The following is a 25,224-nucleotide window of genomic DNA, read 5'->3' as shown; positions in this document are numbered from 1 at the left end:
GAGCGACGTTTCACGTGAAACACGATGCCTGTGCAGCACAGCGGCAGGCTCTCGACACTCCGCAGGCGGAACATATCGCTGCTTCCTTGGAGCATCACCAAGAAAAAGCCAATATGCGGAGAAGCCAGCCATACCGTCTCTGCCCGTGAGGTCTCAGCGGCGTCGGCGCGTCCGGCTGACCCGCGCGGCCTTGGCCCGCTTTGCGGCGAACCTCACACCGCCCGGACTCTCACCGACCACCACGCGCACCACCGTGGCCGCTGGATCGACGAGGCCCTCGCCGACGTGCAGCACCTCGGTCTCCACCACCCCGAGCTTGCTCAGGGCGGCCCGTGCCCCCTGAATCTCCTCCTCGGCGGTGCCGCCCTTGAGCGCCAGCATCTCTCCGTACGGACGCAGCAGGGGCACCCCCCACCCGGCGAGCCGGTCGAGCGGCGCCACCGCTCGGGCCGTCACCACATGGACGGGCTGGAGCGTCCCGAGCACTTCCTCGGCCCGGCCACGGACGACCGTCACATGATCGAGGCCCAGCAGCTCGACGACTTCCTGCAGGAAGTTCGTCCGGCGCAGCAGCGGCTCGAGCAGGGTGATCTTGAGGTCGGGGCGCACCAGTGCCAGAGGGATGCCGGGAAGGCCCGCCCCGGACCCCACGTCGCACACCGTGACGCCCTCGGGCACCACTTCGGAGAGCACGGCGCAGTTCAGCAGGTGGCGCTCCCACAGACGCGGCACCTCGCGGGGGCCGATCAGCCCTCGCTTGACCCCCGCGTCCGCGAGCAGCTCCGCGTACCGGACAGCTTCTGGGAAGAACTCACCGAATACCGCCTGCGCCTCCTGGGGCGCCTGAGGGAGCTCTGCTGCCTCCGTCACGGGGACCGTCCTTCCGTACCGCACTAGCGCACTGTGGGTGGCTGACTATCAGGCTGACAAAGATCGGCCCCGCCTGCGAACAGACGGGGCCGACAGTACAAGGGTTCGGTCAGGCCGGGAGAACGACGACGAAGCGCTGCGGCTCCTCGCCCTCGGACTCGCTGCGCAGACCCGCTGCCGCGATCGCGTCGTGCACGACCTTGCGCTCGAACGGCGTCATCGGCTCCAGCTTCACCGGCTCGCCCGAGCTCTTGACCTCGTCCGCGGCCTTGGCACCCAGCGCGGCCAGGACCTCACGCTTCTTGGCACGGAAGCCGCCGATGTCCAGCATCAGACGGCTGCGGTCACCGGTCTCCCGGTGGACGGCCAAGCGGGTCAGCTCCTGGAGCGCCTCCAGCACCTCACCGTCACGACCCACAAGCTTCTGCAGGTCACGCGCCGATTCACTGATGATCGAGACCGCTGCCCGGTCCGCCTCGACATCCATGTCGATGTCGCCGTCGAGGTCGGCGATGTCGAGCAGACCCTCGAGGTAGTCGGCCGCGATCTCCCCTTCCTGCTCCAGGCGGGTCAGGGTGTCGCTGCCCTCAGCGGCCGTGGTGGTGGTGCCTTCCGTCACGGATGGACTCCTTCTTACTTCTTGGACGGGTGCTTGGGCCGCTGCGGGCCCTTGCGCTGTCCGGACTTGGCTTGGCGTGAGGAACCGGACGCGGACTTGCCCGCCGGCTTCGACTTGTCGTCCTGCGATGCGGAGCGCTTCTCCAGCGAGGTCTTGGCTCCCGGCTCGGCCGACTCGGAGTCCCTGGCCGCTCCCGGCTGCGTGGCACCCGTGTGACGCTTCGCCTTCGTCTGACGCTTGGGCTGCTGCCTCTTCGACGCGGCGCCACCCTCGGCTTCGGTGACGGCGGCCTCGCTCTTCGCGACGGTGCCGTCCTCCTGCGCCGCGAGGCCCAGCTTGGACAGACCGGTGATGAACTTGCGCTCGATGTCGTTGCGGTCGGGACCCTTGGCGACGATCGCCTTGACGGTCTTACGGCGCGTCCTGCCACGCACCTGACCATGAGAGGTGACGCCCTTCAGCACACGTCCCAGGTACTGGTCCTGCGCCTTGCTGCCCGGCGTCGGGTTCTGGTTGATCACGTACATCTGCTGACCCATGGTCCAGACGTTGGTGGTCAGCCAGTACACGAGGACACCGACGGGGAAGTTGATGCCCATGACGGCGAAGATCAGCGGGAAGATGTACATCAGCATCTTCTGCTGCTGCATGTACGGGGTCTTCACGGTCAGGTCGACGTTCTTCGTCATCAGCTGGCGCTGGGTGAAGAACTGCGACGCGGACATCATCACGATCATGATCGCGGTGACGACTCGGACATCGGTCAGCGAGGCGCCGAGCGCCGCGACCTTCTCTTCGCTGTCCATGAACTTCGCGGCCAGCGGGGCCCCGAAGATGTGTGCCTGCCGGGCGCTGTCCAGCAGCGGCTGGTCGATGACACCGATCGTCTTGCCCGAGGCGATGGACGACAGCACGTGATACAGGGCGAAGAAGAACGGGGACTGCGCCAGGATGGGAAGGCACGAGGAGAGCGGGTTGGTACCCGTCTCCTTGTACAGCTTCATCATCTCTTCGGACTGACGCTGCTTGTCGTTCTTGTAGCGCTCCTGGATCGCCTTCATCTTCGGCTGGAGCACCTGCATGTTGCGGGTCGACTTGATCTGCTTCACGAAGAGCGGGATCAGGCAGATCCGGATCAGGACCACCAGGGACACGATGGACAGGCCCCAGGCCCAGCCCGTGTCGTCGCCGAAGAGCGCTCCGTACAGCTTGTGGAACTGGACGATGACCCACGAGACAGGTGTGGTGATAAAGCTGAACAGACTGGCAATCGTGTCCACTAATCAGGCTCCTTGAGCTTTGGGCGAGGTCTCTGTGGCCGGGCTCGGGGGTTCGGAGACCGACCCCCCGGGAGGCACAGCGGCGGCTGAGTCCCCGCCCTTGCCGCCGCGCACACAGCTGCGCAGCAGTTCGTGCCAACGCGGACGTTTGCGTGGCGGTACGTGATCCACGCCGCCGGGTGACCACGGATTGCAGCGCAGGATGCGCCAAGCGGTCAGCGCCGTTCCCTTGATCGCACCGTGCCGGTCGATCGCCGTATATCCATAGTGGGAACACGACGGGTAGTAACGGCAGACAGGCCCGAGAAGTGGGCTGATCGTCCACTGGTACAGCTTGATAAGAGCCAGCAGCGGGTACTTCATCGCGCGCCCCCTCCCAGAAGCCGCTCCAGGGCGGCGTCCAGGTCTCGGGCCAGCTGTGCATGGTCGGCGTCGCCCGATCCGGGCAGCGCTCGTACGACAACAAGGCTACCGGGGGGCAGCTGGGCCAACCGGTCACGGACCAGATGGCGAAGCCTGCGCTTCACCGCGGTGCGGACGACCGCTCCGCCCACTGCTTTGCTGACAACGAAACCCGCACGTGGCGGGGGAGCACTCTCCCCCGCCACGTGCGGGTCCGTTACACCGCTGCTCAGATGGACGACCAGTAGCGGACGCCCTGCTCGACGTCCTCGTCGTACCGCGGTCGCGAAGTCCTCACGCCGCCTCAGCCGATTCTCGGTAGGCAGCACGTCATGGACCTGTTGACGATCAGGCGGACAGGCTGCTGCGGCCCTTGCCACGGCGGTTCGCGAGAATCGCGCGGCCGGCACGGGTACGCATACGCAGCCGGAAGCCGTGGGTCTTGGCGCGACGACGGTTGTTCGGCTGGAAGGTGCGCTTGCTCACTCGGGGGCTCCAGAAATGATTGTGTGTTGGCGGGACATCGCCTGGCTGTCACCGTGCGCCCACGAGGAACTCGCGTAAACGCCTTAGTGCACCGCTTCACAATCACAGATCGTGATGTTTGCCCATCGGAGGCAGGCGGCAGCAGCCATCGACAACTCGACCTGGTCACGGTACGCGCGGCGGCGTCATTCGGTCAAACCGGGTCCGCGCCACCCCATGCTGTACACAGCCTGTGGACAACAACTTGAACCGCGTGGGTCGGCCTGACTACCGTGGCTGAACTCCGGTTCTTTTCCTTCCCACCTGCCGGGCCTCACCCGACCCGACCCATCCCGTCCCGAGAAGCACACATTCGTGGGACATGCGAGAGAGCGTGCCTTGTGGCTGACGTACCTGCCGATCTTGCCGCAGTGTGGCCACGAGTGCTGGAACAACTCCTCGGGGAGGGCCAGCAGGGCATCGAGCCGAAGGACAAGCAGTGGATCGAGCGCTGCCAGCCGCTGGCACTCGTCGCCGACACCGCACTGCTGGCCGTTCCCAACGAGTGGGGCAAGCGCGTCCTGGAGGGCCGGCTCGCGCCGCTCATCAGCGAGACGCTCACCCGTGAGTGCGGCCGGCCGATCCGGATCGCGATCACGGTCGACGACTCCGCCGCCGAGCCCCCCTCCCCGCCCGCGCCGCCCATGCACCAGGGGCAGCAGGCCCACCGATACCAGGGACCGCCGCGCGACGAGCCCCCGCACCACGACGCCTACGACGGATACGGCCACCGGCCCTCCGACGACGGCATGCCGACGGCCCGTCCCGCCTACCCGGACTACCAGCAGCAGCGACCCGAACCCGGTGCCTGGCCCCGGGCGCAGGAGGATCTGTGGCAGCCCCGGCACGGCGGTTACCAGGACCGCGACCCGTACGCGAGCACACGGCCCCAGCAGCCTCAGCACGACTACCGGCCGCAGCAGCCCGAGCACCAGGGCTACGAGCAGCCGCGTGACGGGCGCGACCGCCACGACCTTCAGGACCAGCAGCCTCAGCACCGTCAGGTCGGCCCGGGCACCGGCCGTGCCGGCGGCCCGATGGGCGCTCCGTCGCCCTCGGCGCCCGGCCCCGGTGAGCCGCACGCCCGGCTGAATCCGAAGTACCTCTTCGACACCTTCGTCATCGGGGCTTCCAACCGCTTCGCGCACGCCGCGGCCGTCGCCGTCGCCGAGGCACCCGCGAAGGCGTACAACCCCCTGTTCATCTACGGGGAGTCGGGGCTCGGCAAGACCCATCTGCTCCATGCCATCGGCCACTACGCGCGGAGCCTCTACCCGGGCACCCGGGTCCGGTACGTGAGCTCCGAGGAGTTCACCAACGAGTTCATCAACTCGATCCGCGACGGCAAGGGCGACACCTTCCGCAAGCGCTACCGCGACGTGGACATCCTCCTGGTCGACGACATCCAGTTCCTCGCGAGCAAGGAGTCGACGCAGGAGGAGTTCTTCCACACGTTCAACACGCTCCACAACGCCAACAAGCAGATCGTGCTGTCCTCCGACCGGCCGCCGAAGCAGCTGGTGACGCTGGAGGACCGGCTGCGCAACCGGTTCGAGTGGGGTCTCACCACCGACGTGCAGCCGCCCGAGCTGGAGACGCGTATCGCGATCCTCCGCAAGAAGGCCGTGCAGGAGCAGCTCAACGCCCCGCCCGAGGTGCTCGAGTTCATCGCGTCCCGGATCTCGCGCAACATCCGCGAGCTCGAAGGCGCGCTCATCCGCGTCACCGCCTTCGCCAGTCTGAACCGGCAGCCGGTGGACCTCGGGCTGACCGAGATCGTGCTCAAGGACCTGATCCCCGGCGGAGAGGACTCCGCCCCCGAGATCACCGCGCCGGCCATCATGGCGGCGACCGCCGACTACTTCGGGCTGACGGTCGAGGACCTCTGCGGATCCTCGCGCAGTCGCGTCCTGGTGACGGCGCGCCAGATCGCCATGTATCTGTGCCGCGAGCTGACGGACCTGTCCCTGCCGAAGATCGGCGCACAGTTCGGTGGGCGCGACCACACGACGGTGATGCACGCCGACCGGAAGATCCGTGCGCTGATGGCCGAGCGGCGCTCCATCTACAACCAGGTCACCGAGCTCACCAACCGCATCAAGAACAGCTGACGGGCCGGTACGGCCACCCCGCACCACGCACGGAACAAGGCGCCTCCGAGGACTTCCACCCGTCCTCGGATGCGCCTTTCCGTTTCACCAGCAGCCTCGTGCGCGCACCCGGCAGCCCTGGAAACGGGTCCCTCGGGGGGTCTCCGGGGTGTCCGAGCGGCTTCCGCGGGCCCTTTCCGTACCTGGTCGGCTCCTCATGGAGCACGTCAGCTGTTCGAATACGGGCCTCGACAGGCCCCTTCTCCACAGGTAGGCGAGGAAATGGGCGTCCACAGCCTGGGGACTGGGAAGTTGTCCAGATTGCATCCACAGGTGCCGCTGCCGATACTCCATCAGGCCAGGTCACACCCCTGGGGATTTGTGGTCAACGATGATCCACAGCCTGTGGACAAACTTTTGGTCCCCAGGGGTACGTCGGCGTTGTCCACCGGCAGCCCACAGGCTGGACCGTGTTGTCCCCAGCTTTCCCCTGGTTCCCCACAGGACTGTCCACTGTTCGGCAACCCAACATCGCCTTTCACTGCCGAGAGTGAAAGGCGTCACACCAGGACCCCTGGTTGAGCTGTGGGGAACGTGGGTAAAGCTGGGGACAGCCCTGGGGAGAAGTAGCCCCCGCCTGTGCATCGGGTGTGCAGAACTTTCGTGTGTCCACAGAAGCGCCTGGTTGTCCACCGGTGTCACCCACAGGGTCGGTGGACAAAAAACCACTTCTGACCTGGGCAAATGACGTTATCCACCGTTTCCACAGGGCCTACTACTACTACCACTCAGAGTTAGCCAGGAATCCGCTTCGAAGTGGGGCCTGTGCACAACTTGGGTGGCGAGCTCCGCGAACCTCTTGGTGCGACTTGACCCCGAGCAGCAACGAGTGTCGGCGTCGTACGTCAGACTGGACCCCGGCGGCCTCCCCAGCTCTTCGGCGGGGAGACCCCCGACCAGACGACGAAGGCCAGCAGGGCGAGCGAGCAACAGCAGGAGGCGGTTCCGGTGAAGATCCGGGTGGAGCGCGATGTACTCGCGGAGGCGGTGGCCTGGGTGGCCCGCAGCCTCCCGGCCCGTCCGCCGGCGCCCGTTCTCGCGGGCCTTCTGCTGAAGGCTGGGGACGGTGCCCTCAGCTTCTCGAGCTTCGACTACGAGGTCTCGGCCAAGGTCTCGGTGGACGCCGAGGTCGAGGAGGACGGCACGGTGCTGGTCTCCGGCCGGCTGCTCGCCGACATCTGCCGCGCCCTTCCGAACCGCCCGGTGGAGATCTCCACCGACGGTGTACGGGCCACGGTGGTCTGCGGCTCCTCGCGGTTCACCCTCCACACCCTGCCTGTGGAGGAGTACCCGGCACTGCCGCAGATGCCCACCGCGACGGGCACCGTCCCCGGTGAGGTCTTCGCCTCCGCCGCCGCCCAGGTCGCCATCGCGGCCGGCCGCGACGACACGCTGCCCGTCCTGACGGGCGTCCGTATCGAGATCGAGGGCGACACCGTCACCCTCGCCTCCACCGACCGCTACCGCTTCGCGGTCCGCGAGTTCCTGTGGAAGCCGGAGAACCCGGACGCCTCGGCCGTGGCCCTGGTGCCCGCCAAGACGCTCCTGGACACCGCCAAGGCGCTGACCAGCGGTGACACGGTGACCCTCGCGCTCTCCGGCGCCGGTGCCGGAGAGGGCCTCATCGGTTTCGAGGGTGCGGGCCGTCGTACGACGACGCGTCTGCTCGAAGGCGACCTGCCGAAGTACCGCACGCTCTTCCCCACCGAGTTCAACTCGGTGGCGGTCATCGAGACAGCCCCGTTCGTCGAGGCCGTCAAGCGTGTGGCGCTGGTCGCCGAGCGGAACACCCCGGTGCGGCTCAGCTTCGAGCAGGGCGTGCTGATCCTGGAGGCCGGTTCCAGCGACGACGCACAGGCTGTGGAGCGCGTCGACGCCGTGCTGGAGGGTGACGACATCTCGATCGCCTTCAACCCGACCTTCCTGCTGGACGGGCTCAGCGCGATCGACTCCCCGGTCGCCCAGCTCTCCTTCACGACGTCCACCAAGCCGGCCCTGCTCAGTGGCCGTCCCGCGGTCGACGCCGAGGCGGACGACGCGTACAAGTACCTGATCATGCCGGTCCGGCTCTCGGGCTGATCCGGCGGTCGCTTCCTGTCATGGCAGTCCCGGTGGGCACGCTCAGTGCCGAGCAGGCCCGCCGTACTGTCCCCGGCCCGGGCGTAGGCTCGGTCCTGGGTACGAATCGGCACAACGCTTAAGGAATCTCTGATGGAGCTCGGTCTCGTCGGCCTCGGCAAGATGGGCGGCAACATGCGTGAGCGCATCCGCCGCGCAGGCCACACCGTCATCGGTTACGACCGCAACCCGGACGTCGCGGATGTCCACAGCCTCGAAGAGCTCGTGGGCAAGCTCAAGGGCCCCCGCGTCGTGTGGGTGATGGTTCCGGCAGGTGCCGCGACCCAGTCCACCGTCGACGAGCTGGCCGAGCTGCTCTCCCCGGGTGACATCGTCGTGGACGGCGGGAACTCCCGCTGGACGGACGACGAGAAGCACGCCGTCGAGCTGGGGATCAAGGGCATCGGCTTCGTCGACTGCGGCGTCTCCGGTGGCGTCTGGGGCCTGGAGAACGGTTACGCCCTGATGTACGGCGGCGACGCCGAGAACGTCGCGAAGGTCCAGCCGATCTTCGACGCGCTGAAGCCCGAGGGTGACTTCGGCTCCGTCCACGCGGGCAAGGTCGGTGCCGGCCACTTCGCGAAGATGGTTCACAACGGCATCGAGTACGCCATGATGCAGGCCTACGCCGAGGGCTGGGAGCTGCTGGAGAAGGTCGACTCCGTCACGGACGTGCGTGAGGTCTTCCGCTCCTGGCAGGAGGGCACGGTCATCCGTTCCTGGCTGCTCGACCTGGCGGTCAACGCGCTGGACGACGACGAGCACCTCGACAAGCTGCGCGGCTTCGCCGCGGACTCCGGCGAGGGCCGGTGGACGGTCGAGGCCGCCATCGACAACGCCGTTCCGCTGCCGGCGATCACCGCGTCCCTGTTCGCGCGCTTCGCCTCGCGGCAGGACGACTCCCCGCAGATGAAGATGATCGCCGCACTGCGCAACCAGTTCGGCGGCCACGCGGTCGAGAACAAGAAGTAAGCGGCAGAAAAGCACCACGCGCACCACGGAGTAGGGAAGGTCGGCGAACATGCACGTCACGCATCTCTCGCTGGCCGACTTCCGTTCGTACGCCCGGGTCGAGGTCCCTCTCGACCCGGGCGTCACCGCGTTCGTGGGTGCCAACGGCCAGGGCAAGACCAACCTGGTCGAGGCGGTCGGCTATCTCGCGACGCTCGGCAGCCACCGGGTGTCGTCCGACGCCCCGCTGGTCCGGATGGGCGCCGAGCGTGCCGTCGTCCGGGCCGCGGTCACACAGGGCGAGCGGTCCCAGCTGATCGAGCTGGAGCTCAACCCGGGCCGTGCGAATCGAGCCCGTATCAACAGGTCCTCGCAGGTCAGACCACGGGACGTGCTGGGGATCGTCCGAACGGTGCTGTTCGCCCCCGAGGACCTGGCCCTGGTGAAGGGCGACCCCGGTGAGCGCAGACGCTTCCTGGACGAGCTGATCACGGCGCGTTCGCCGCGGATGGCGGGCGTCCGCTCCGACTACGAACGGGTGCTGAAGCAGCGCAACACCCTGCTCAAGTCCGCTGCGATGGCCCGTCGGCACGGCGGCCGGTCGATGGACCTGTCCACCCTGGACGTGTGGGACCAGCACCTGGGCCGCGTGGGCGCGGAACTGCTCGCTCAGCGGCTGGACCTGGTCGCCACGCTGCAGCCGCTGGCGGACAAGGCGTACGCGGACGTGGCTCCCGGCGGTGGCCCGGTCACTTTCGACTACCGCAGCTCGATCGGCGCCGACGTGGTGCCCGCGAGCACCCGCGACGAGCTGTACGAGCAGGTCATGGCGGCGCTCGCCGAGGCCCGCAAGCAGGAGATCGAGCGGGGCGTGACCCTCGTCGGCCCGCACCGTGACGATCTGGTGCTGGGACTGCGCGGAATGCCCGCCAAGGGGTACGCGAGCCACGGCGAGTCCTGGTCGTACGCGCTGGCGCTGCGGCTGGCCTCGTACGATCTGCTGCGCACCGAGGGCAACGAGCCGGTGCTCGTGCTGGACGACGTGTTCGCCGAGCTGGACGCGCGCCGCCGTGAACGGCTGGCGGAGCTGGTGGCGCCGGGCGAGCAGGTGCTGGTGACGGCCGCGGTGGACGACGACGTCCCGGGAGTGCTGGCGGGCGCGCGCTACGCGGTGTCCGCGGGGGCGGTGGAACGGCTGTGAGCGGTACGGGAGCGGGCCGGGAGTCCTCGGACCCGTTGTCCGGGGCGGCGAAGCCGCCCGAGGCGTCGGGCGTCGACCTGGCGCGGGTGGCACTGCGTGCGGCGAAGGAGCAGGCCCGTGCGCGGGGCGCCGCGGTCCAGCAGAAGAAGCAGTCCAGGCGGGGCGGCGGTCTGCGGTCCGGGGCACGGTCCGACGGCCGTGACCCGTTGCCTCTGGGATCGGCGATCAACCGGCTGATCACCGAGCGCGGCTGGGAGACCCCGGCGGCGGTGGGCGGCGTGATGGGCCGGTGGCCGCAGATCGTCGGGGACGATCTGGCCAAGCACTGTGTGCCGCTGCGGTACGACGAGGATCCGGCCGAGCGGGTGCTGACGGTTCAGTGCGACTCGACGGCGTGGGCGACACAGCTGCGGCTGCTGGCGCCGCAGTTGGTGGCCCGGCTGAACACGGACCTGGGGCACGGCACGGTGCGCGTGATCAAGGTGCTGGGGCCGGGAGGCCCGCAGCGCAGGTTCGGTCCGTTGCGGACCCCCGGGAGCCGGGGCCCGGGCGACACCTACGGCTGAGCAGGCCTTTTGCCGCTCCACGACCCCGCGGGCCTGGTCGGGTCCCGGGGTTTCCCGATGTTCCTCACGTCCCCTCTGTCCCGTTCCGGTGTCGACCCGACGCTTCCGGTATGCCGGGGTATGCGGTGCTTCGTTCCGGACCGGGAGGGTGAGGCGTCCCTCACCGTAGCGAGAGGTTGACAGGCCGAAGCGCTCAATGCCGCCGTGAGCCTCCCGGAGCCCCGTCCCGGATATGGGGAGTCGTCAGCCGCTCATTCAGGGCGGCACATGCGGACTCAGGTACCGGCAAACACCCATTCATGTCGGCGCTACCGGTAGACTGATGGACAATCCCGCTTCCGTGCGGGAGTCGTCGATACAAGCCGAACGACGCAGCCGCTCCCGCCTGCCCGGAGAACGGCCTGTGCTGTGCCAGAAAGGGCGCTTCGTGGCCGATTCCGGCAACCCCAACGAGAACAACCCGTCCACAGTCGGCGAGCACGGCGAGGTCACCGCCTCGTACGACGCCAGCGCCATCACGGTCCTCGAGGGCCTGGACGCGGTCCGCAAGCGACCTGGTATGTACATCGGTTCCACCGGTGAGCGCGGCCTCCACCACCTCGTGCAAGAGGTTGTCGACAACTCCGTCGACGAGGCGATGGCCGGTCACGCGGACACCATCGATGTCACGATCCTCGCCGACGGCGGGGTGCGCGTGATCGACAACGGCCGCGGCATCCCGGTCGGCATCGTGCCGTCCGAAGGCAAGCCGGCCGTCGAGGTCGTCCTGACGGTCCTGCACGCCGGCGGCAAGTTCGGCGGCGGCGGCTACGCCGTCTCCGGCGGTCTGCACGGCGTCGGTGTGTCCGTCGTCAACGCCCTGTCCACGCGGGTGGCCGTAGAGGTCAAGACGGACGGCCACCGCTGGACCCAGGACTACAAGCTCGGTGTCCCGACAGCGCCGCTGGCCCGTCACGAGGCCACCGGGGAGACCGGTACGACCGTCACCTTCTGGGCCGACGGGGACGTCTTCGAGACCACCGAGTACTCCTTCGAGACCCTTTCGCGCCGCTTCCAGGAGATGGCGTTCCTCAACAAGGGCCTCACCCTCAAGCTCACGGACGAGCGTGAGTCGGCGAAGGCGACGGCGGGCGCGGACAGCGTCGACGCGGTCGAGGTTCCCGACGAGGAGCCGACCCGGACGGTCACGTACCACTACGAGGACGGCATCGTCGACTTCGTGAAGTACCTGAACTCCCGCAAGGGCGACGTCATTCACCGGTCGGTGATCGACATCGAGGCCGAGGACAAGGAGCGACTCCTCTCGGCCGAGATCGCGATGCAGTGGAACACGCAGTACACGGAGGGGGTCTACTCCTTCGCCAACGCGATCCACACGCACGAGGGCGGTACGCACGAGGAGGGCTTCCGCGCGGCGCTGACCTCGCTGGTCAACCGGTACGCGCGCGACAAGAAACTGCTGCGCGAGAAGGACGACAACCTCACGGGCGAGGACGTCCGCGAGGGCCTGACGGCGATCATCTCGGTGAAGCTGGGCGAGCCGCAGTTCGAGGGCCAGACGAAGACCAAGCTGGGCAACACGGAGGCCAAGACCTTCGTGCAGAAGGTCGTCCACGAGCAGCTGACGGACTGGTTCGACCGGAACCCCAACGAGGCCGCCGACATCATCCGCAAGGGCATCGCGGCCTCCACGGCGCGTGTCGCGGCCCGCAAGGCACGTGACCTGACCCGGCGCAAGGGGCTGCTGGAGAGCGCCTCGCTGCCCGGCAAGCTGAGCGACTGTCAGTCGAACGACCCCACCAAGTGCGAGATCTTCATCGTCGAGGGTGACTCCGCCGGCGGCTCGGCGAAGTCCGGCCGCAACCCGATGTACCAGGCGATCCTGCCCATCCGGGGCAAGATCCTGAACGTCGAGAAGGCCCGGATCGACAAGATCCTGCAGAACACCGAGGTCCAGGCACTGATCTCGGCCTTCGGCACCGGGGTCCACGAGGACTTCGACATCGAGAAGCTCCGCTATCACAAGATCATCCTGATGGCGGACGCCGACGTCGACGGCCAGCACATCAACACGCTGCTGCTGACGTTCCTGTTCCGGTTCATGCGGCCGCTGGTCGAGTCCGGGCACGTGTACCTCTCGCGCCCGCCGCTCTACAAGATCAAGTGGGGCCGGGACGACTTCGAGTACGCGTACTCCGACCGGGAGCGCGACGCCCTGGTGGCGCTCGGCAAGCAGAACGGCAAGCGGATCAAGGAAGACCTGATCCAGCGTTTCAAGGGTCTCGGCGAGATGAACGCCGAGGAGCTGCGCATCACGACCATGGACGTCGACCACCGGGTGCTCGGCCAGGTCACGCTGGACGACGCGGCGCAGGCCGACGACCTGTTCTCGGTGCTCATGGGTGAGGACGTCGAGGCGCGGCGCTCGTTCATCCAGCGCAACGCCAAGGACGTCCGCTTCCTCGACATCTGAGTCGGCCGTACAAGCAAGCCGCAGCTCGAAAGGACTTTGACCAGCAATGGCCGACGAGAACACCCCTGTGACACCTGAAGAGGAGCCCGCCGCGGCGGGTGTGGGCATGCGTGTCGAGCCCGTGGGGCTCGAGACGGAGATGCAGCGCTCCTACCTCGACTACGCGATGTCCGTCATCGTGTCGCGCGCCCTGCCCGACGTACGGGACGGTCTCAAGCCCGTCCACCGCCGGGTGCTGTACGCGATGTACGACGGCGGCTACCGGCCCGAGAAGGGCTTCTACAAGTGCGCCCGTGTCGTCGGTGACGTCATGGGTACGTACCACCCGCACGGCGACTCCTCGATCTACGACGCGCTCGTGCGACTGGCGCAGCACTGGTCGATGCGCATGCCGCTGGTGGACTCCAACGGCAACTTCGGTTCCCCGGGCAACGACCCGGCCGCAGCGATGCGGTACACCGAGTGCAAGATGATGCCGCTGTCCATGGAGATGGTCCGGGACATCGACGAGGAGACCGTCGACTTCAAGGACAACTACGACGGTCGCAACCAGGAGCCGGTGGTCCTCCCGGCGCGCTTCCCGAACCTGCTGATCAACGGTTCGGCGGGCATCGCGGTCGGTATGGCCACCAACATCCCGCCGCACAACCTGCGCGAGGTCGCGGCCGGTGCGCAGTGGTACCTGGAGCACCCGGAGGCTTCGCACGAGCAGCTCCTGGAGGCCCTGCTCGAACGCATCAAGGGCCCGGACTTCCCGACCGGCGCGCTCGTCGTGGGCCGCAAGGGCATCGAGGACGCGTACCGCACGGGCCGTGGCTCCATCACGATGCGCGCGGTTGTGGCGGTCGAGGAGATCCAGGGCCGTCAGTGCCTGGTGGTCACGGAGCTTCCGTACCAGACCAACCCCGACAACCTCGCGCAGAAGATCGCCGACCTGGTGAAGGACGGCAAGGTCGGCGGGATCGCGGACGTCCGCGACGAGACGTCCTCGCGCACCGGCCAGCGCCTGGTCGTCGTGCTGAAGCGGGACGCGGTCGCCAAGGTCGTCCTGAACAACCTGTACAAGCACACCGATCTGCAGACGAACTTCGGCGCGAACATGCTGGCGCTCGTCGACGGGGTGCCGCGCACGCTGTCGATCGACGCGTTCATCCGCCACTGGGTGACGCACCAGATCGAGGTCATCGTCCGGCGCACGCAGTTCCGGCTGCGCAAGGCCGAGGAGCGGGCGCACATCCTGCGCGGCCTGCTCAAGGCCCTGGACGCGATCGACGAGGTCATCGCTCTCATCCGGCGCAGCAACACCGTGGAGATCGCGCGTGAGGGCCTGATGGGCCTGCTGGAGATCGACGAGATCCAGGCGAACGCGATCCTGGAGATGCAGCTTCGCCGGCTGGCCGCGCTGGAGCACCAGAAGATCACCGCCGAGCACGACGAGCTCCAGGCGAAGATCAACGAGTACAACGCGATCCTGGTGTCGCCCGAGCGGCAGCGGCAGATCGTCAGCGAGGAGCTGGCGGCGATCGTCGAGAAGTTCGGCGACGACCGGCGTTCCAAGCTCGTGCCCTTCGACGGCGACATGTCCATCGAGGACCTGATCGCCGAGGAGGACATCGTCGTCACGATCTCCCGCGGCGGCTACGTGAAGCGCACGAAGACGGACGACTACCGCTCGCAGAAGCGCGGCGGCAAGGGCGTGCGCGGTACGAAGCTCAGGGAAGACGACATCGTCGACCACTTCTTCGTGTCGACGACGCACCACTGGCTGCTGTTCTTCACGAACAAGGGCCGTGTGTACCGGGCCAAGGCCTACGAGCTGCCGGACGCCGGCCGGGACGCGCGCGGTCAGCACGTCGCGAACCTGCTGGCCTTCCAGCCGGACGAGCAGATCGCGCAGATCCTGGCGATCCGTGACTACGACGCGGCGCCGTACCTGGTCCTGGCGACCAAGGGCGGCCTGGTGAAGAAGACCTCGCTGAAGGACTACGACTCCCCGCGTTCCGGTGGCGTCATCGCGATCAACCTCCGGGAGACGGAGAGCGGCGCGGACGACGAGCTGATCGGCGCGGAGCTGGTGTCGGCCGAGGACGACCTGCTGCTCATCAGCAGGAAGGCCCAGTCGATCAGGTTCACCGCGACGGACGACGCACTGCGCCCGATGGGCCGTGCCACTTCGGGCGTGAAGGGCATGAGCTTCCGCGAGGGCGACGAGTTGCTCTCGATGAATGTTGTCCGTCCCGGTACGTTCGTGTTCACTGCCACCGACGGCGGGTACGCGAAGCGGACCGTTGTCGACGAGTACCGGGTCCAGGGTCGTGGCGGTCTGGGCATCAAGGCCGCGAAGATCGTGGAGGACCGCGGATTGCTCGTCGGCGCGCTGGTGGTCGAGGGGACGGACGAGATCCTCGCCATCACGCTCGGCGGTGGTGTGATTCGTACGCGAGTCAATGAAGTCAGGGAGACGGGCCGTGACACCATGGGCGTCCAACTGATCAATCTGGGCAAGCGTGATGCCGTCGTCGGCATCGCGCGCAACGCCGAGGCCGGTCACGAGGCCGAAGAGGTCGACGGGACCGACGAGGCCGAAGGCAACACGGTCGAGGCTCATGCCGAGAACGTGGTCGAGGGCACAGTCGAGGGCACGGAGCCTTCGGCAGGGGAGCACGAGGAGTAGAGCGTGAGTGGAGCCACGGGCGCCGGTTCGGCCGCTTCCGGAGCTGGAGCGAACGGTGCCCGTGGCTCTGCCACGGACTCCCAAGGGGGCACTGTGACGGACACTCGGGGACCTCAGCCCCAGTACGAGGGGTACGCGACCGGGCCGTTGCCCGGCGAACGTGAGCCCGCAACGGGCAAGGCGGGGCCCTATCACCCGCCTCAGGCGTACCCGTCCCCCGCGGACGGTACGCAGGCTGGCGGCACACAGGGCGGAGCACAGGGCGTGGGCGGCGTACAGGCGACCCGGTTGCCCCGGACGGGGGCGCGGACCACTCCGCGTACCCGTAAGGCGCGGCTGCGGGTGGCGAAGGCCGATCCGTGGTCGGTGATGAAGGTCAGCTTCCTGCTGTCCATCGCGCTCGGCATCTGCACGGTGGTGGCGGCCGCGGTGCTGTGGATGGTGATGGACGCGATGGGCGTCTTCGACACCGTCGGCGGCACCATCAGCGAGGCCACCGGTTCGAACGAGAGCAACGGCTTCGATCTGCAGTCGTTCCTGTCGCTGCCGCGCGTCCTCATCTTCACCTCGGTCATCGCGGTGATCGATGTGGTGCTGGCCACCGCGCTGGCCACGCTGGGCGCGTTCATCTACAACTTGTCGGCCGGCTTCGTGGGGGGCGTGGAGCTCACTCTGGCCGAGGACGAGTAGGACGCCGGGTATCGATTTTGGGACTGGCCCCGACGTGCGCTAATCTTCAGAAGTCAGCGCACAGCGCGGCGGGGCTATAGCTCAGTTGGTTAGAGCGCATCCCTGATAAGGATGAGGCCACAGGTTCAAATCCTGTTAGCCCCACCAGCACGAAGGCCCCCCACCGGGAACGGTGGGGGGCCTTCGGCATGTACGGGGCCCATGTGCGTCCGACGGCTCACCCAGGGCCCTTCCGTCCGTACGGAGGCCGACTTCCGGACAGGGGCGCTCGGGGGAGACGTACCGGCTGCCGTTTCCCGGCACGGATGAGTTCCTGTGCCGCTGAGGGCGGCTCAGGGGCGGTGCTGGGGCGTGGAAAAGGCCCCTGCCGGCGTGAACCGGAACCAGGGGCCCTGTGTGTCGGGTGAGGCGCTCTCAGGGCGCTCAGGGCGGCAGGGGGGACGAGTCCCCGGCCGGCGTGCCGCCGTGGGTGGAGCGGGTGCCGTTCGTCGCGTGCGCGGCGTCGGTCGTGTCGGCGGACAGTTGCCGGGTGGCCGGTGAGGATCCGTGTGCCTCGGCGCGGATGCGCTGCTTCATCGTGGGTGGCAGTGCCCTGTCACGCGGAAGGGTCCATCGCACCGACGGGGTGGTCGCGGTTGCCGCGGTCGCACCCGTGTGCTCCTGGATCGTGGTCGTCGGCTCCGCGGCCGCGGCCTGGGCGGTGGCGAGGCCCAGTGACGCGAGAAGTGCGAAGAAGGCGGTGATGAAGGCGGTCCAGACGCTCTTGACCCTGAAGGTGCTCATGGCCCCTCGCTTTCAGGTGGTCCTGTTTGCTTACCTTTCCGATGATGTGGAGATGGCCCTCGGATTCCGGGAGCGACGCCCCCGCTGCGCCGATCTTCCGATGAACACCACTCCTATGGTTCAACCGGCTCGGACGAGCTGATCCGGGGGTGGCCGGCGGCCTCGGTGAAGGCCCGATCGGGGCGCCGGTGAGGGCACGGGGAGGTAACCGATCGGTATCGGTCGGTGTGTATAGTCGGGCGGCAGAAGTCCCTTACGCCAAGGAAAGACGAGGTCGCGCGGTGAAGAAGCTTCTCCTGGTCGCACTGGCTGCCATCGGCGGGCTCCTCGTGTACCGCCAGATCCAGGCGGATCGCGCCGAGCAGGATCTGTGGACGGAGGCGACCGACTCCGTGCCCGCAGGTTCGGGTGTGTGAGACGGAACAGTCTGTTATGAGCCCCGGTCGCTGAGCGGCCGGGGCTTTTCGTTGACCGGACTCCTGTTGCGGGACCGTGACGGCCGTCCCCTTGAGTTCACATCGGCAAATAGTCGGCTTGCGTAAGCAAAGCAGTCGGGATGTGTGGGCCGAGGGGGCTTCGGTGAGGGCACGGAAGAGGGCGGGGAACCGTCGTCGTACGGCGACGGCGGGGCTCATGTCATGCGGGGCGCTGCTCGCCCTGCTGGTGGGGACGCTGCCCGCCGCGGCGGCACCCGCGGGCCGGGCGTGAAGGGCGGCCGGGTCGGTTCGGGGGAGGCGGTGGTCTCGTCGGGGTGCTCGACTCCTCGGGCTCCCCGGGCGACGACGGCACGGGCCGCACCCGGATGGAGAGCGCGCGTACGGCCGTCGCCACCGTGGTGGACGCGCTGCCCGACGGCTGTCCGGCCGGCCTCCGGGTGTACGGCGCCGACCCGCCCCGGGGCTGCACGGACACCCGGCTGGTACGGCCGGTGCGGAAGCTGGACCCGCGCATCGGTGTGGTGCTGCGCGTCGCGGTCCTCGGCGAGGCGCCGGCGGGTCCGCAGCAGGGAGCACCCGTACCGGCGATGGACGACGGCAGAGCGGAGCAGGGCAATAGCCGTGATTCGACTGTGGCCGCAGACAGCAGCGGTACGGGCGGGGCAGGATGGACCGGCATCGCGACCGCTGCCGGAGCGGGCGCGGCAGCCGCCTTGATCGCGGGGCTCGTCTTCGTACGCAGCCGCCGCCGCGGGGCCGGCACGCAGACGACGAGGGGAAGCGCGTGAACAGGCAGCGCAACAGGGGCCGGGTGACGCTGGCGTCGCTCGCGGCGATGTGCGCGGTGGCGGTGCTGCCGGGCCAGGCGCGTGCGGCCGACGGCCCCGGGTCCTACACCTTCGACCCCGCGGCGACGGAGGTCCGGGGCGCGGAGACGAACGCCGAAGCGTCCGAACTGAAGCCCGGAGCGGTCTACAAGAGCTCGATCGGGGTGGGCGAGAAGCTGTACTACCGCCTGGAGCTCGACGACAGGACCGACGCGTACGTCTCCGCGGTGGTCGTGCCGAGGACGGCCGGACAGGTCGCCTACGGGGACGGCGTCACGATCAGCGTCAGGGATCTCGACGACTTGCGGTGCAGCTCCGAGGACGCGGTCTTCGAGTCGGCGGAATTCCCGCGTCCGATCGCCGCGTACGCGCACCGCACGGTGGAGAAGGACAGCACCACGTGCGGCGCGGCCGGTACCTACAACGTGCTGATCGAGCGGGAGAGCAAGGCCACATCGGCTGCGGACCCGTGGGACCTGGAGCTGCGGGTCGAGACGGAACCGGCGCTCAAGGACGGTGACACGCCCCCGACCGAGGCACCGGAGAACTGGCCCTCCGCCTCGCCGACCCCGCCCTCAGGGAAGCAGAAGCGGACCGGCGGCAGCAGCTACTACGACGCGACGAGCCTGGATTCCGGCGAGTGGGTGGACACCGTCGCGCCCGGCCAGACGCGGTTCTACCGGGTTCCGGTGGACTGGGACCAGCAGATCTTCGCCACGGCGGCGCTCAGCAACAACAACAAGTCGACGGAGTTCCTCGGCAACGCCCTCGCGGTGGCGCTGGACAACCCGGCGCACGGCCATGTCGACGACGCGACGCTGTCCTACGCGGGGAAGCCCACGTCCGTGGCTCTGGATCCGCTGCCGCCGGTGAGGTACGAGAACCGCTATGCCTCGGCCTCGGCCGTCAGCGCCATGCGGTTCGCCGGCTGGTACTACCTGTCGGTGACACTGAGTCCGAAGGTCGCGGAGCACTTCGGCGACACGCCCATCGGGCTGACGCTCAAGATCAACGTGCTCAACGAGGCCGGGACGACGCCCTACCAGGGGGACGCCGGCGTCTTCGGAGTCACCGACGGCGACAGGGACATGGCCAAGAACGGGCAGAGCGCGCTCGATGCCGGCAGGAGCGACACGATGAAGATCGTGGCCGCGGCGGGAATCGGCGCGGGAACCGTGCTGGTGCTCGGACTCGGGGCGTGGACGCTGCTGGCCAGACGCCGGACCGTACCCGCCGCCGCCGTGCAGCCGGTCGCGGACGGGCAGCCGCCGTTCGGCGGGCCGCCCCAGGCCTGGTAGCCCGCCCGCCCGGCGGGCCGCGCAGGCCAGGGCCGGTAGCCGGTCAGGCCTGGCGGCCGGTCAGGCTCTGCGGCCGTGCGGCTGTGCGGCGGTCAGGCCTGGGTCAGCGCCCAGATGCCGACCGCGAAGCAGATCAGCGCGACGAACAGCACCGGGATCGCCACCTTCGGGGGCGGTCCCGGGCGCGTTCGGGGGGACACGTGCGCGGCGGGAGCCGGTGGCGCGACGGCCGCACCGGGGTGCGGAGCCTGCTGGTGCGGGGTCGTGTAGGCACGGGTGGGCACCGCCCCGTGCTGGACCGCTGCCGTGGGGGCCTGCGCGAGGTCCGGTGCGGCAGCGGCGAAGGGCCGGGCCGCGTGTGCCGGGACCGGGGTCGACGGGGTCCGAGGCTGCCCCTGCTGGGGCAGCTGTGCGGACTGCGGGGGTGGGGCGAGGTGGAAGCTGCCCGTCTCCGACATCGAGGGCGGTGGCGTGTAGGGCTGCTGCCCGGTGCCCTGTGGCTGCTGTGAAGCCTGAGGCGCCTGTGGTCCACCGAGTGACTGTACGGGCGCCCGGGGGGCCCGTACGGGGCCGTCGGGGCCGAATCCGGCGGGCAGGGGACCGATCTGGTCGAAGACCTCCACCGGTTCCTCGTCCGGCCCGGCGTCCGGCAGCATCTCGACGGCGGCCGTCAGCGCCTTGCGCGCTCCCGTGGCCGTCCGGAAACGGGCTTGCGGGTCCGGCTGCAGCAGCCCGGCGAGCACCTGCCACAGCGGCTCGGGCACGCCCTGGGGCGCACCCGGGGTGCCGTGCGCGGCGAAGTACTCGATGAGGGCCTGGGAGTCGGGCTTCTGGCCCTGCAGCAGATAGAGCGCGACGAGACCGACGGCGAACAGGTCCGCGGGGAAGTCGGGTTCCGCGCCCATCATCTGCTCGGGAGCGAAGTAACCGGGCGTGCCCACGACGTAGTTGGTCTCGGTCAGACGCGGTTCGCCCTTGCGCATCGAGATGCCGAAGTCGGAGAGCCGCAGATGCGGCCGGCCCGTTCCGGTGGCCTCCATCAGGATGTTGGCCGGCTTGATGTCACGGTGCACGACCCCCTCGGCATGCACCGTGGACAGCCCGGACAGCAGCTGGTCCAGCAGCAGACAGACGAAACGCGGGGGCAACGGCCCGTAGTCGCCGATGACATGGGCCAGCGATCCGCCGCTGACCAGGTTCATCGTGAACAGGACCTTGTCGTCGTCGGCCGCCCAGCTGGCGGGAGCCAGGACGTGCGGGTGCTCGATCCGCAGCGCCTGCTCGCGGACGAAGCGCAGCAGCGTGTGCGCGTCGCTCTGCTGCAGGACCTTGGCGGCCACATACCTGCGGCGCCGGTGGTCCCAGGCGCGCCAGACGGCCCCGACCCCACCCCGTCCGATCGGATCGATCAGCTCGTACCGACCAGCGAATACCTCACCCATTGCGCTGCGCCCGCTCCCCGTTCCGGTGTCGGCTCGTGTCCCGGCCGTCGGGATACCTGCCAGGGTCCTGCCGGACAGGACCCGGCAACCCGGGACCTCTCTAGCTCTGGTGGCCTTCGTAGTGCGCGACCGCGTCGGCGGTGCGCCCAGCTCCGTACACCCTGAGGAACTCTGCCAGTTCGGGGTGGGTGGGGGCGAGGGAGTCCGCGGCATCGATGATGTCGCCGGCGGCGGCGACCGACCGCAGCAGCGACTGGATCTCACGGACCACGCGCCGGACCGTGGGCGCCCCGCCGGTGGTGGACGTCTGGCCGGTGCCGGTCAGAACCGAACCGCCCTGGGACTTCTTGATCTCTTCCATCCGGTCGGTGGCCTCTCCCGCGCTGGCACTGCCGTCAGCGACCTGTCCGGCGAGCTCCTGAAGGGCCTGGACACGCTGGACGACCGCGGGGTTGCCGATCTTGGCCCGCTGGCCGCTCATCAGCTGGGACAGCATGGGCGCGGACAGCCCGAGCACCGCGGCGAGCCGGGCCTGATTCAGGCCGAGATCGTCGATCAGCCTGCGGAAGAGCGCCCCCAGAGGCTCCCCGTACCAGCTGCGCTGGAGCTCCCGGGCTCTAGCCGTCGCCTCTTGTTGCGCTGCGTCCATTGCGTCTCCCCTTCGCTGCGGCTTCGCTGCTGCGAACCTTGTCGTGCATCTTACGGAGAGCCGTTGCGGACCGGGAGACCCAATCCTTTTGCAAGATTCAGGGGGTCACCCGGTACTCTGTTCTGCGACGGATGTCGCGGCACCGATGTGTCCGGTACTGTCGGCTTTTCCCGGGGCCTTAGCTCAGTTGGTAGAGCGCTGCCTTTGCAAGGCAGATGTCAGGAGTTCGAATCTCCTAGGCTCCACAACCAACGCCCCTGACCTGTTTTCAGCAGGTCAGGGGCGTTCTGTCATGGATGGGGCAGAGAGTATGGGGTGTTTCGTCCCCATCCTGCCCCTACCTGCTTCAGGCGTGCGGCTCGGTCACGGTGGTCTGCGGCTCGGCACCCGCCCGTACCGGCCGGCCGAAGAATCCGGCGCCGTCGGTCACGTACAGCCAGGTCCCGTCGATCCTTCCCGCGGTGTCTTTTCCGAGGTCGGTACGACGGGGGCGGCCGGCTCGGTCAGTTCCGCGAGCGGGAACATCGGGCCACCGAGCACTACGGCGAGAGGGGCGCCGGAGGACCGTGCGGTCCTCCGGCGCCCCTCTCGTGTGCCGAGTGCTCAGCGGTGCTCGTCGCGGTCGGTGCCCTCCGCGTTGTCCGCTCCGGCCTCGTCCTCGTCCTGCTTGGCCCGGACCTCCGGGTCGAGCACGGTCGGGACGCTGCCGTCGACCGAGGCCAGAGGTGCCCGGTCGTCGGCCACCTCGGTGGGGGCGGGAGGCTCGACCAGCCAGTCGGGGTTGGCCTGCTTGTCCCACCACTTCCAGGCGGCGAAGGCGCCGCCCGCCAGTGCGCCCAGGACGAGTACTCCCTTGGCCACACGGCCGGCCCTGGCACGCCGCTCGTGCTTCCTGACGATCTTTCGGATCTCCTTGGCCGTCACCTGACCACGCAGTGCGGCCAGTGCGGCGGCGCTGCGGGCGGTGGCCTCCTCCGCCATGGGCTGGGCCGCCGCCACCGCGTGCTCGACACGCGGCACGGTGTAGTCGGCTGCGCTCCGGGCGACCCGCCGGGTGCGGACGGCGGCGCGGTGTGCGGCCTCGTCGACCCTGGGGGGCACATGGGTACGTGCCTGTTCGATGCGGGGCGCGAGATGCGCGCCGTACTGGACGCGGGCCTGCGCGGCTGCCTTCGACACCTTGGGCGCGAGCAGGGCACGAGCCTCCTGCGCGTAGTGCGCGGCCTGTTCCTTGGCCGTGTCGGCGTAGGGCGCCACCACTTCCGCGGCGTGCTGCGCGCTGTCCTTCGCCGAGTAGGTTGCGGCGCGCACGCTGTCGATGCGGGTCACGGGATCCTCCTCCTTGGTGGCGGGTAGGTACTCCGCCTATCCACCCATGTCGAAATCATGCCTGCTGAGGCCTTGAGCGCCAGATGGGACGGGCATCCGGGTCATGAACGGCATTCTGGGGGCAATGCGGTGCAGGGGGAGCGTGCCGACGACGATGCCATGGTTCGTGTCGGTGTGCGCCGCGGCGCCGCGCACTTGGCCGCATCCATCCCGCAGGAAGTGTGGGAAGGGTGCAGGAAAGTGGGCAACAAGGTGAGTGCCGCCCGTTCTTGGGGCGTCGATCGGGGGGCGGCGGGGGTGCCCCGTGCAAGGATCGGTGGTCGTCAGAGAAGACTCACGGAAGGCAGATCGTGGCCGAGCAGCTGTACGCCACCTTGAAGACCAGCCAAGGCGACATCGAGATCCGGCTTCTGCCGAACCACGCGCCCAAGACGGTCAAGAACTTCGTCGAGCTCGCCCAGGGTGAGCGTGAGTGGACCGACCCGGTCACGGGCAAGAAGTCCACGGACAAGCTGTACGACGGCACTGTCTTCCACCGCGTCATCAGCGGCTTCATGATCCAGGGCGGCGACCCGCTGGGCAACGGTACGGGCGGGCCGGGATACGAGTTCGGCGACGAGTTCCACCCCGACCTCGCGTTCAACAAGCCGTACCTGCTGGCGATGGCCAACGCGGGTCCGGGCACCAACGGCTCGCAGTTCTTCCTGACGGTGTCGCCCACGGCCTGGCTCACCGGCAAGCACACGATCTTCGGCGAGGTCACCGACGACGCGGGCAGGAAGGTCGTGGACACCATCGCGGCGACCGCGACCAATCCGCGTACGGACCGCCCGGTGCAGGACGTGGTGATCGAGTCGGTCGTCATCGAGACCCGCTGATCTCCGCCCCCGCGCCGGTCGGCGTCGGGACTGTCGACCCCGGAATCCGGGAACCTACCGCCCTGTTCGTCCGTACTGTTACATAACGGGCGAGCGGGGCGGACGCAGGTGCGCCGCCTCCACGGACGAGGACCGAAGGGGCCGTGACCGATGGAGCAGCAGCCGCCGAAGGACCAGGACGGGGCCGCGAACGGCCCGGCCACGTGCTACAGACATCCGGGCCGGGAGACGGGGATCCGCTGTGTCCGGTGCGAGCGGCCGATCTGCACCGACTGCATGATCGACGCGTCGGTCGGCTTCCAGTGCCCGGACTGCGTCAGGGAGGGCTCCGGCACGGGTCATCATCCGGCGGCGAACCGGCCGCGCACCCTGGCGGGCGGCGCCGTCGCGAGCGACCCGAGGCTGGTCACCAAGATCCTGCTCGGCATCAATCTCGCGGTGTTCATCGCCGTCTCCGTCGCCGGGCGCCCGCTGCTCGACGATCTGCTGCTGTTCGGCCGCGCCTACTCGGGTAACCAGCCGTCCGGCCTCGAGGGAGTGGCCGAAGGCCAGTGGTACCGCCTGGTGACGTCGATGTTCCTGCACCAGGAGGTGTGGCACATCGCCTTCAACATGCTGGGGCTGTGGTGGCTCGGCGGGCCGCTGGAAGCCGCGCTCGGCCGCGTCCGCTATCTGCTGCTCTACGTGCTGTCGGGCCTCGCGGGCAGCGCCCTCACGTACTGGATCTCCGATCCGGGGCAGGGCTCGCTCGGTGCTTCCGGTGCCGTCTTCGGTCTGCTGGGGGCCACAGCGGTCCTGATGCGCCGGATGAACTACGACATGCGGCCGCTGATCGCACTCCTCGTGGTGAACCTGATCTTCACCTTCAACCCGTGGGGCGCCATCGCCTGGCAGGCCCATATCGGCGGCCTGGTCGCGGGTGCCCTGATCGCGATCGCCATGGTGCACGCGCCGCGCGAGCGCCGGAACCTCGTGCAGTACGGGGCCTGTGCGCTGGTTCTGGTGGTGGTCGTGGTGATCGTCCTCGCCAGGACCGCAGTGCTCACCTGAGCAGAATCCGGT

Annotated in this window: 24 protein-coding genes and 2 tRNA genes; 16 read left to right on the top strand and 10 right to left on the bottom strand. The window is 68.7% G+C overall.

What is annotated here, in order from left to right:
* Nucleotides 1-153 precede the first annotated feature (153 nt).
* The 6 genes from rsmG to rpmH form a co-directional block, all read right to left on the bottom strand.
* Nucleotides 154-870 carry a 16S rRNA (guanine(527)-N(7))-methyltransferase RsmG gene (rsmG, locus tag ACFWVP_RS08550; protein ID WP_384494712.1) on the bottom strand — a complete coding sequence of 239 codons (717 nt, stop codon included), beginning with the start codon at nt 868-870 and terminating at the stop codon, nt 154-156.
* 109 nt (nt 871-979) lie between these two features.
* A complete protein-coding gene (locus ACFWVP_RS08545) occupies nt 980-1,489 on the bottom strand; it encodes a protein jag (protein WP_384494710.1) in 510 nt (169 codons plus the stop codon).
* A gap of 14 nt (nt 1,490-1,503) precedes the next feature.
* Entirely contained in the window at nt 1,504-2,769 is a 1,266-nt protein-coding gene (yidC, locus tag ACFWVP_RS08540; protein WP_384494708.1) for a membrane protein insertase YidC, read from the bottom strand.
* A 3-nt stretch (nt 2,770-2,772) separates the two neighbouring features.
* Nucleotides 2,773-3,132, bottom strand: coding sequence for a membrane protein insertion efficiency factor YidD (gene yidD, locus ACFWVP_RS08535; protein ID WP_384494706.1), 360 nt, complete (start codon nt 3,130-3,132; stop codon nt 2,773-2,775).
* Nucleotides 3,129-3,500: a ribonuclease P protein component gene (rnpA, locus tag ACFWVP_RS08530; protein WP_384494704.1), complete on the bottom strand. Its 372-nt coding sequence runs from the start codon at nt 3,498-3,500 to the stop codon at nt 3,129-3,131. Before rnpA ends, yidD begins: the two co-directional genes overlap by 4 nt.
* A gap of 19 nt (nt 3,501-3,519) precedes the next feature.
* Nucleotides 3,520-3,657 carry a 50S ribosomal protein L34 gene (rpmH, locus tag ACFWVP_RS08525; protein ID WP_003967884.1) on the bottom strand — a complete coding sequence of 46 codons (138 nt, stop codon included), beginning with the start codon at nt 3,655-3,657 and terminating at the stop codon, nt 3,520-3,522.
* A 380-nt stretch (nt 3,658-4,037) separates the two neighbouring features.
* Here rpmH and dnaA point away from each other — a divergent pair, with 380 nt between their 5' ends.
* The 9 genes from dnaA to ACFWVP_RS08480 all read left to right on the top strand — a co-directional run bounded on the left by dnaA (nt 4,038) and on the right by ACFWVP_RS08480 (nt 16,666).
* Nucleotides 4,038-5,807 carry a chromosomal replication initiator protein DnaA gene (gene dnaA / locus ACFWVP_RS08520; RefSeq protein ID WP_384494703.1) on the top strand — a complete coding sequence of 590 codons (1,770 nt, stop codon included), beginning with the start codon at nt 4,038-4,040 and terminating at the stop codon, nt 5,805-5,807.
* A 987-nt stretch (nt 5,808-6,794) separates the two neighbouring features.
* A complete protein-coding gene (gene dnaN, locus ACFWVP_RS08515; protein ID WP_384494701.1) occupies nt 6,795-7,925 on the top strand; it encodes a DNA polymerase III subunit beta in 1,131 nt (376 codons plus the stop codon).
* A 132-nt stretch (nt 7,926-8,057) separates the two neighbouring features.
* On the top strand, nt 8,058-8,936 hold the full coding sequence (gene gnd, locus ACFWVP_RS08510; RefSeq protein ID WP_384494699.1) for a phosphogluconate dehydrogenase (NAD(+)-dependent, decarboxylating): 879 nt from the start codon (nt 8,058-8,060) through the stop codon (nt 8,934-8,936).
* Nucleotides 8,937-8,985: 49 nt separating this feature from the next.
* Nucleotides 8,986-10,116 carry a DNA replication/repair protein RecF gene (gene recF / locus ACFWVP_RS08505; RefSeq protein ID WP_384494697.1) on the top strand — a complete coding sequence of 377 codons (1,131 nt, stop codon included), beginning with the start codon at nt 8,986-8,988 and terminating at the stop codon, nt 10,114-10,116.
* Complete coding sequence (locus ACFWVP_RS08500) at nt 10,113-10,682, top strand: DUF721 domain-containing protein (RefSeq protein ID WP_384494695.1); 570 nt, start codon at nt 10,113-10,115, stop codon at nt 10,680-10,682. Before recF ends, ACFWVP_RS08500 begins: the two co-directional genes overlap by 4 nt.
* Nucleotides 10,683-11,085: 403 nt before the next feature.
* Nucleotides 11,086-13,155 (top strand): DNA topoisomerase (ATP-hydrolyzing) subunit B, encoded by a 2,070-nt coding sequence (gyrB, locus tag ACFWVP_RS08495; protein WP_384494693.1) that lies wholly within the window; start codon nt 11,086-11,088, stop codon nt 13,153-13,155.
* A gap of 46 nt (nt 13,156-13,201) precedes the next feature.
* Nucleotides 13,202-15,829, top strand: coding sequence for a DNA gyrase subunit A (gene gyrA / locus ACFWVP_RS08490; RefSeq protein WP_384494692.1), 2,628 nt, complete (start codon nt 13,202-13,204; stop codon nt 15,827-15,829).
* 93 nt (nt 15,830-15,922) lie between these two features.
* On the top strand, nt 15,923-16,519 hold the full coding sequence (locus ACFWVP_RS08485) for a DUF3566 domain-containing protein (RefSeq protein WP_384494690.1): 597 nt from the start codon (nt 15,923-15,925) through the stop codon (nt 16,517-16,519).
* A gap of 70 nt (nt 16,520-16,589) precedes the next feature.
* Nucleotides 16,590-16,666 (top strand) — tRNA-Ile (locus ACFWVP_RS08480).
* A 276-nt stretch (nt 16,667-16,942) separates the two neighbouring features.
* Here ACFWVP_RS08480 and ACFWVP_RS08475 read toward each other — a convergent pair.
* Nucleotides 16,943-17,302, bottom strand: a complete 360-nt coding sequence (locus ACFWVP_RS08475; protein ID WP_384494689.1) for a DUF6344 domain-containing protein — start codon at nt 17,300-17,302, stop codon at nt 16,943-16,945.
* Between the two features lie 281 nt (nt 17,303-17,583).
* On the opposite strand from ACFWVP_RS08475, the gene ACFWVP_RS08470 reads away from it, so the two are divergent.
* From ACFWVP_RS08470 to ACFWVP_RS08455, 4 genes are all read left to right on the top strand, one after another.
* Nucleotides 17,584-17,718 carry a DLW-39 family protein gene (locus ACFWVP_RS08470; RefSeq protein ID WP_003958712.1) on the top strand — a complete coding sequence of 45 codons (135 nt, stop codon included), beginning with the start codon at nt 17,584-17,586 and terminating at the stop codon, nt 17,716-17,718.
* Nucleotides 17,719-17,881: 163 nt separating this feature from the next.
* Complete coding sequence (locus tag ACFWVP_RS08465) at nt 17,882-18,010, top strand: hypothetical protein (RefSeq protein WP_384494687.1); 129 nt, start codon at nt 17,882-17,884, stop codon at nt 18,008-18,010.
* Nucleotides 18,011-18,053: 43 nt separating this feature from the next.
* A complete protein-coding gene (locus ACFWVP_RS08460; RefSeq protein ID WP_384494686.1) occupies nt 18,054-18,527 on the top strand; it encodes a hypothetical protein in 474 nt (157 codons plus the stop codon).
* Nucleotides 18,524-19,864: a hypothetical protein gene (locus ACFWVP_RS08455; protein ID WP_384494684.1), complete on the top strand. Its 1,341-nt coding sequence runs from the start codon at nt 18,524-18,526 to the stop codon at nt 19,862-19,864. Before ACFWVP_RS08460 ends, ACFWVP_RS08455 begins: the two co-directional genes overlap by 4 nt.
* Nucleotides 19,865-19,956: 92 nt before the next feature.
* Here the strand turns inward: ACFWVP_RS08455 and ACFWVP_RS08450 are convergent, their stop codons facing one another.
* Together ACFWVP_RS08450 and ACFWVP_RS08445 are read right to left on the bottom strand one after the other, a co-directional pair.
* Nucleotides 19,957-21,306 carry a serine/threonine-protein kinase gene (locus ACFWVP_RS08450; protein WP_384494683.1) on the bottom strand — a complete coding sequence of 450 codons (1,350 nt, stop codon included), beginning with the start codon at nt 21,304-21,306 and terminating at the stop codon, nt 19,957-19,959.
* A gap of 100 nt (nt 21,307-21,406) precedes the next feature.
* Complete coding sequence (locus ACFWVP_RS08445) at nt 21,407-21,955, bottom strand: helix-turn-helix domain-containing protein (RefSeq protein ID WP_384494681.1); 549 nt, start codon at nt 21,953-21,955, stop codon at nt 21,407-21,409.
* A 172-nt stretch (nt 21,956-22,127) separates the two neighbouring features.
* On the opposite strand from ACFWVP_RS08445, the gene ACFWVP_RS08440 reads away from it, so the two are divergent.
* Nucleotides 22,128-22,200 (top strand) — tRNA-Ala (locus ACFWVP_RS08440).
* 358 nt (nt 22,201-22,558) lie between these two features.
* On the opposite strand, the gene ACFWVP_RS08435 is transcribed toward ACFWVP_RS08440, so the two are convergent.
* Entirely contained in the window at nt 22,559-23,284 is a 726-nt protein-coding gene (locus ACFWVP_RS08435; protein ID WP_384494680.1) for a DUF5324 family protein, read from the bottom strand.
* A 350-nt stretch (nt 23,285-23,634) separates the two neighbouring features.
* Between ACFWVP_RS08435 and ACFWVP_RS08430 the strand changes: the two genes are divergently transcribed.
* Both ACFWVP_RS08430 and ACFWVP_RS08425 read left to right on the top strand, forming a co-directional pair.
* A complete protein-coding gene (locus ACFWVP_RS08430) occupies nt 23,635-24,162 on the top strand; it encodes a peptidylprolyl isomerase (RefSeq protein WP_384494679.1) in 528 nt (175 codons plus the stop codon).
* 150 nt (nt 24,163-24,312) lie between these two features.
* The gene (locus ACFWVP_RS08425) at nt 24,313-25,212 is read left to right on the top strand and encodes a rhomboid family intramembrane serine protease (RefSeq protein WP_384494677.1); all 900 of its coding nucleotides are present in this window, start codon (nt 24,313-24,315) and stop codon (nt 25,210-25,212) included.
* Nucleotides 25,213-25,224: the final 12 nt, after the last annotated feature.

The sequence above is a fragment of the Streptomyces sp. NPDC058637 genome, from assembly GCF_042717325.1.
Lineage (GTDB): Bacteria > Actinomycetota > Actinomycetes > Streptomycetales > Streptomycetaceae > Streptomyces.
The sequence above is the reverse complement of the archived record's forward strand: the minus strand, read 5'-3'. Positions and strand labels throughout refer to the sequence as shown.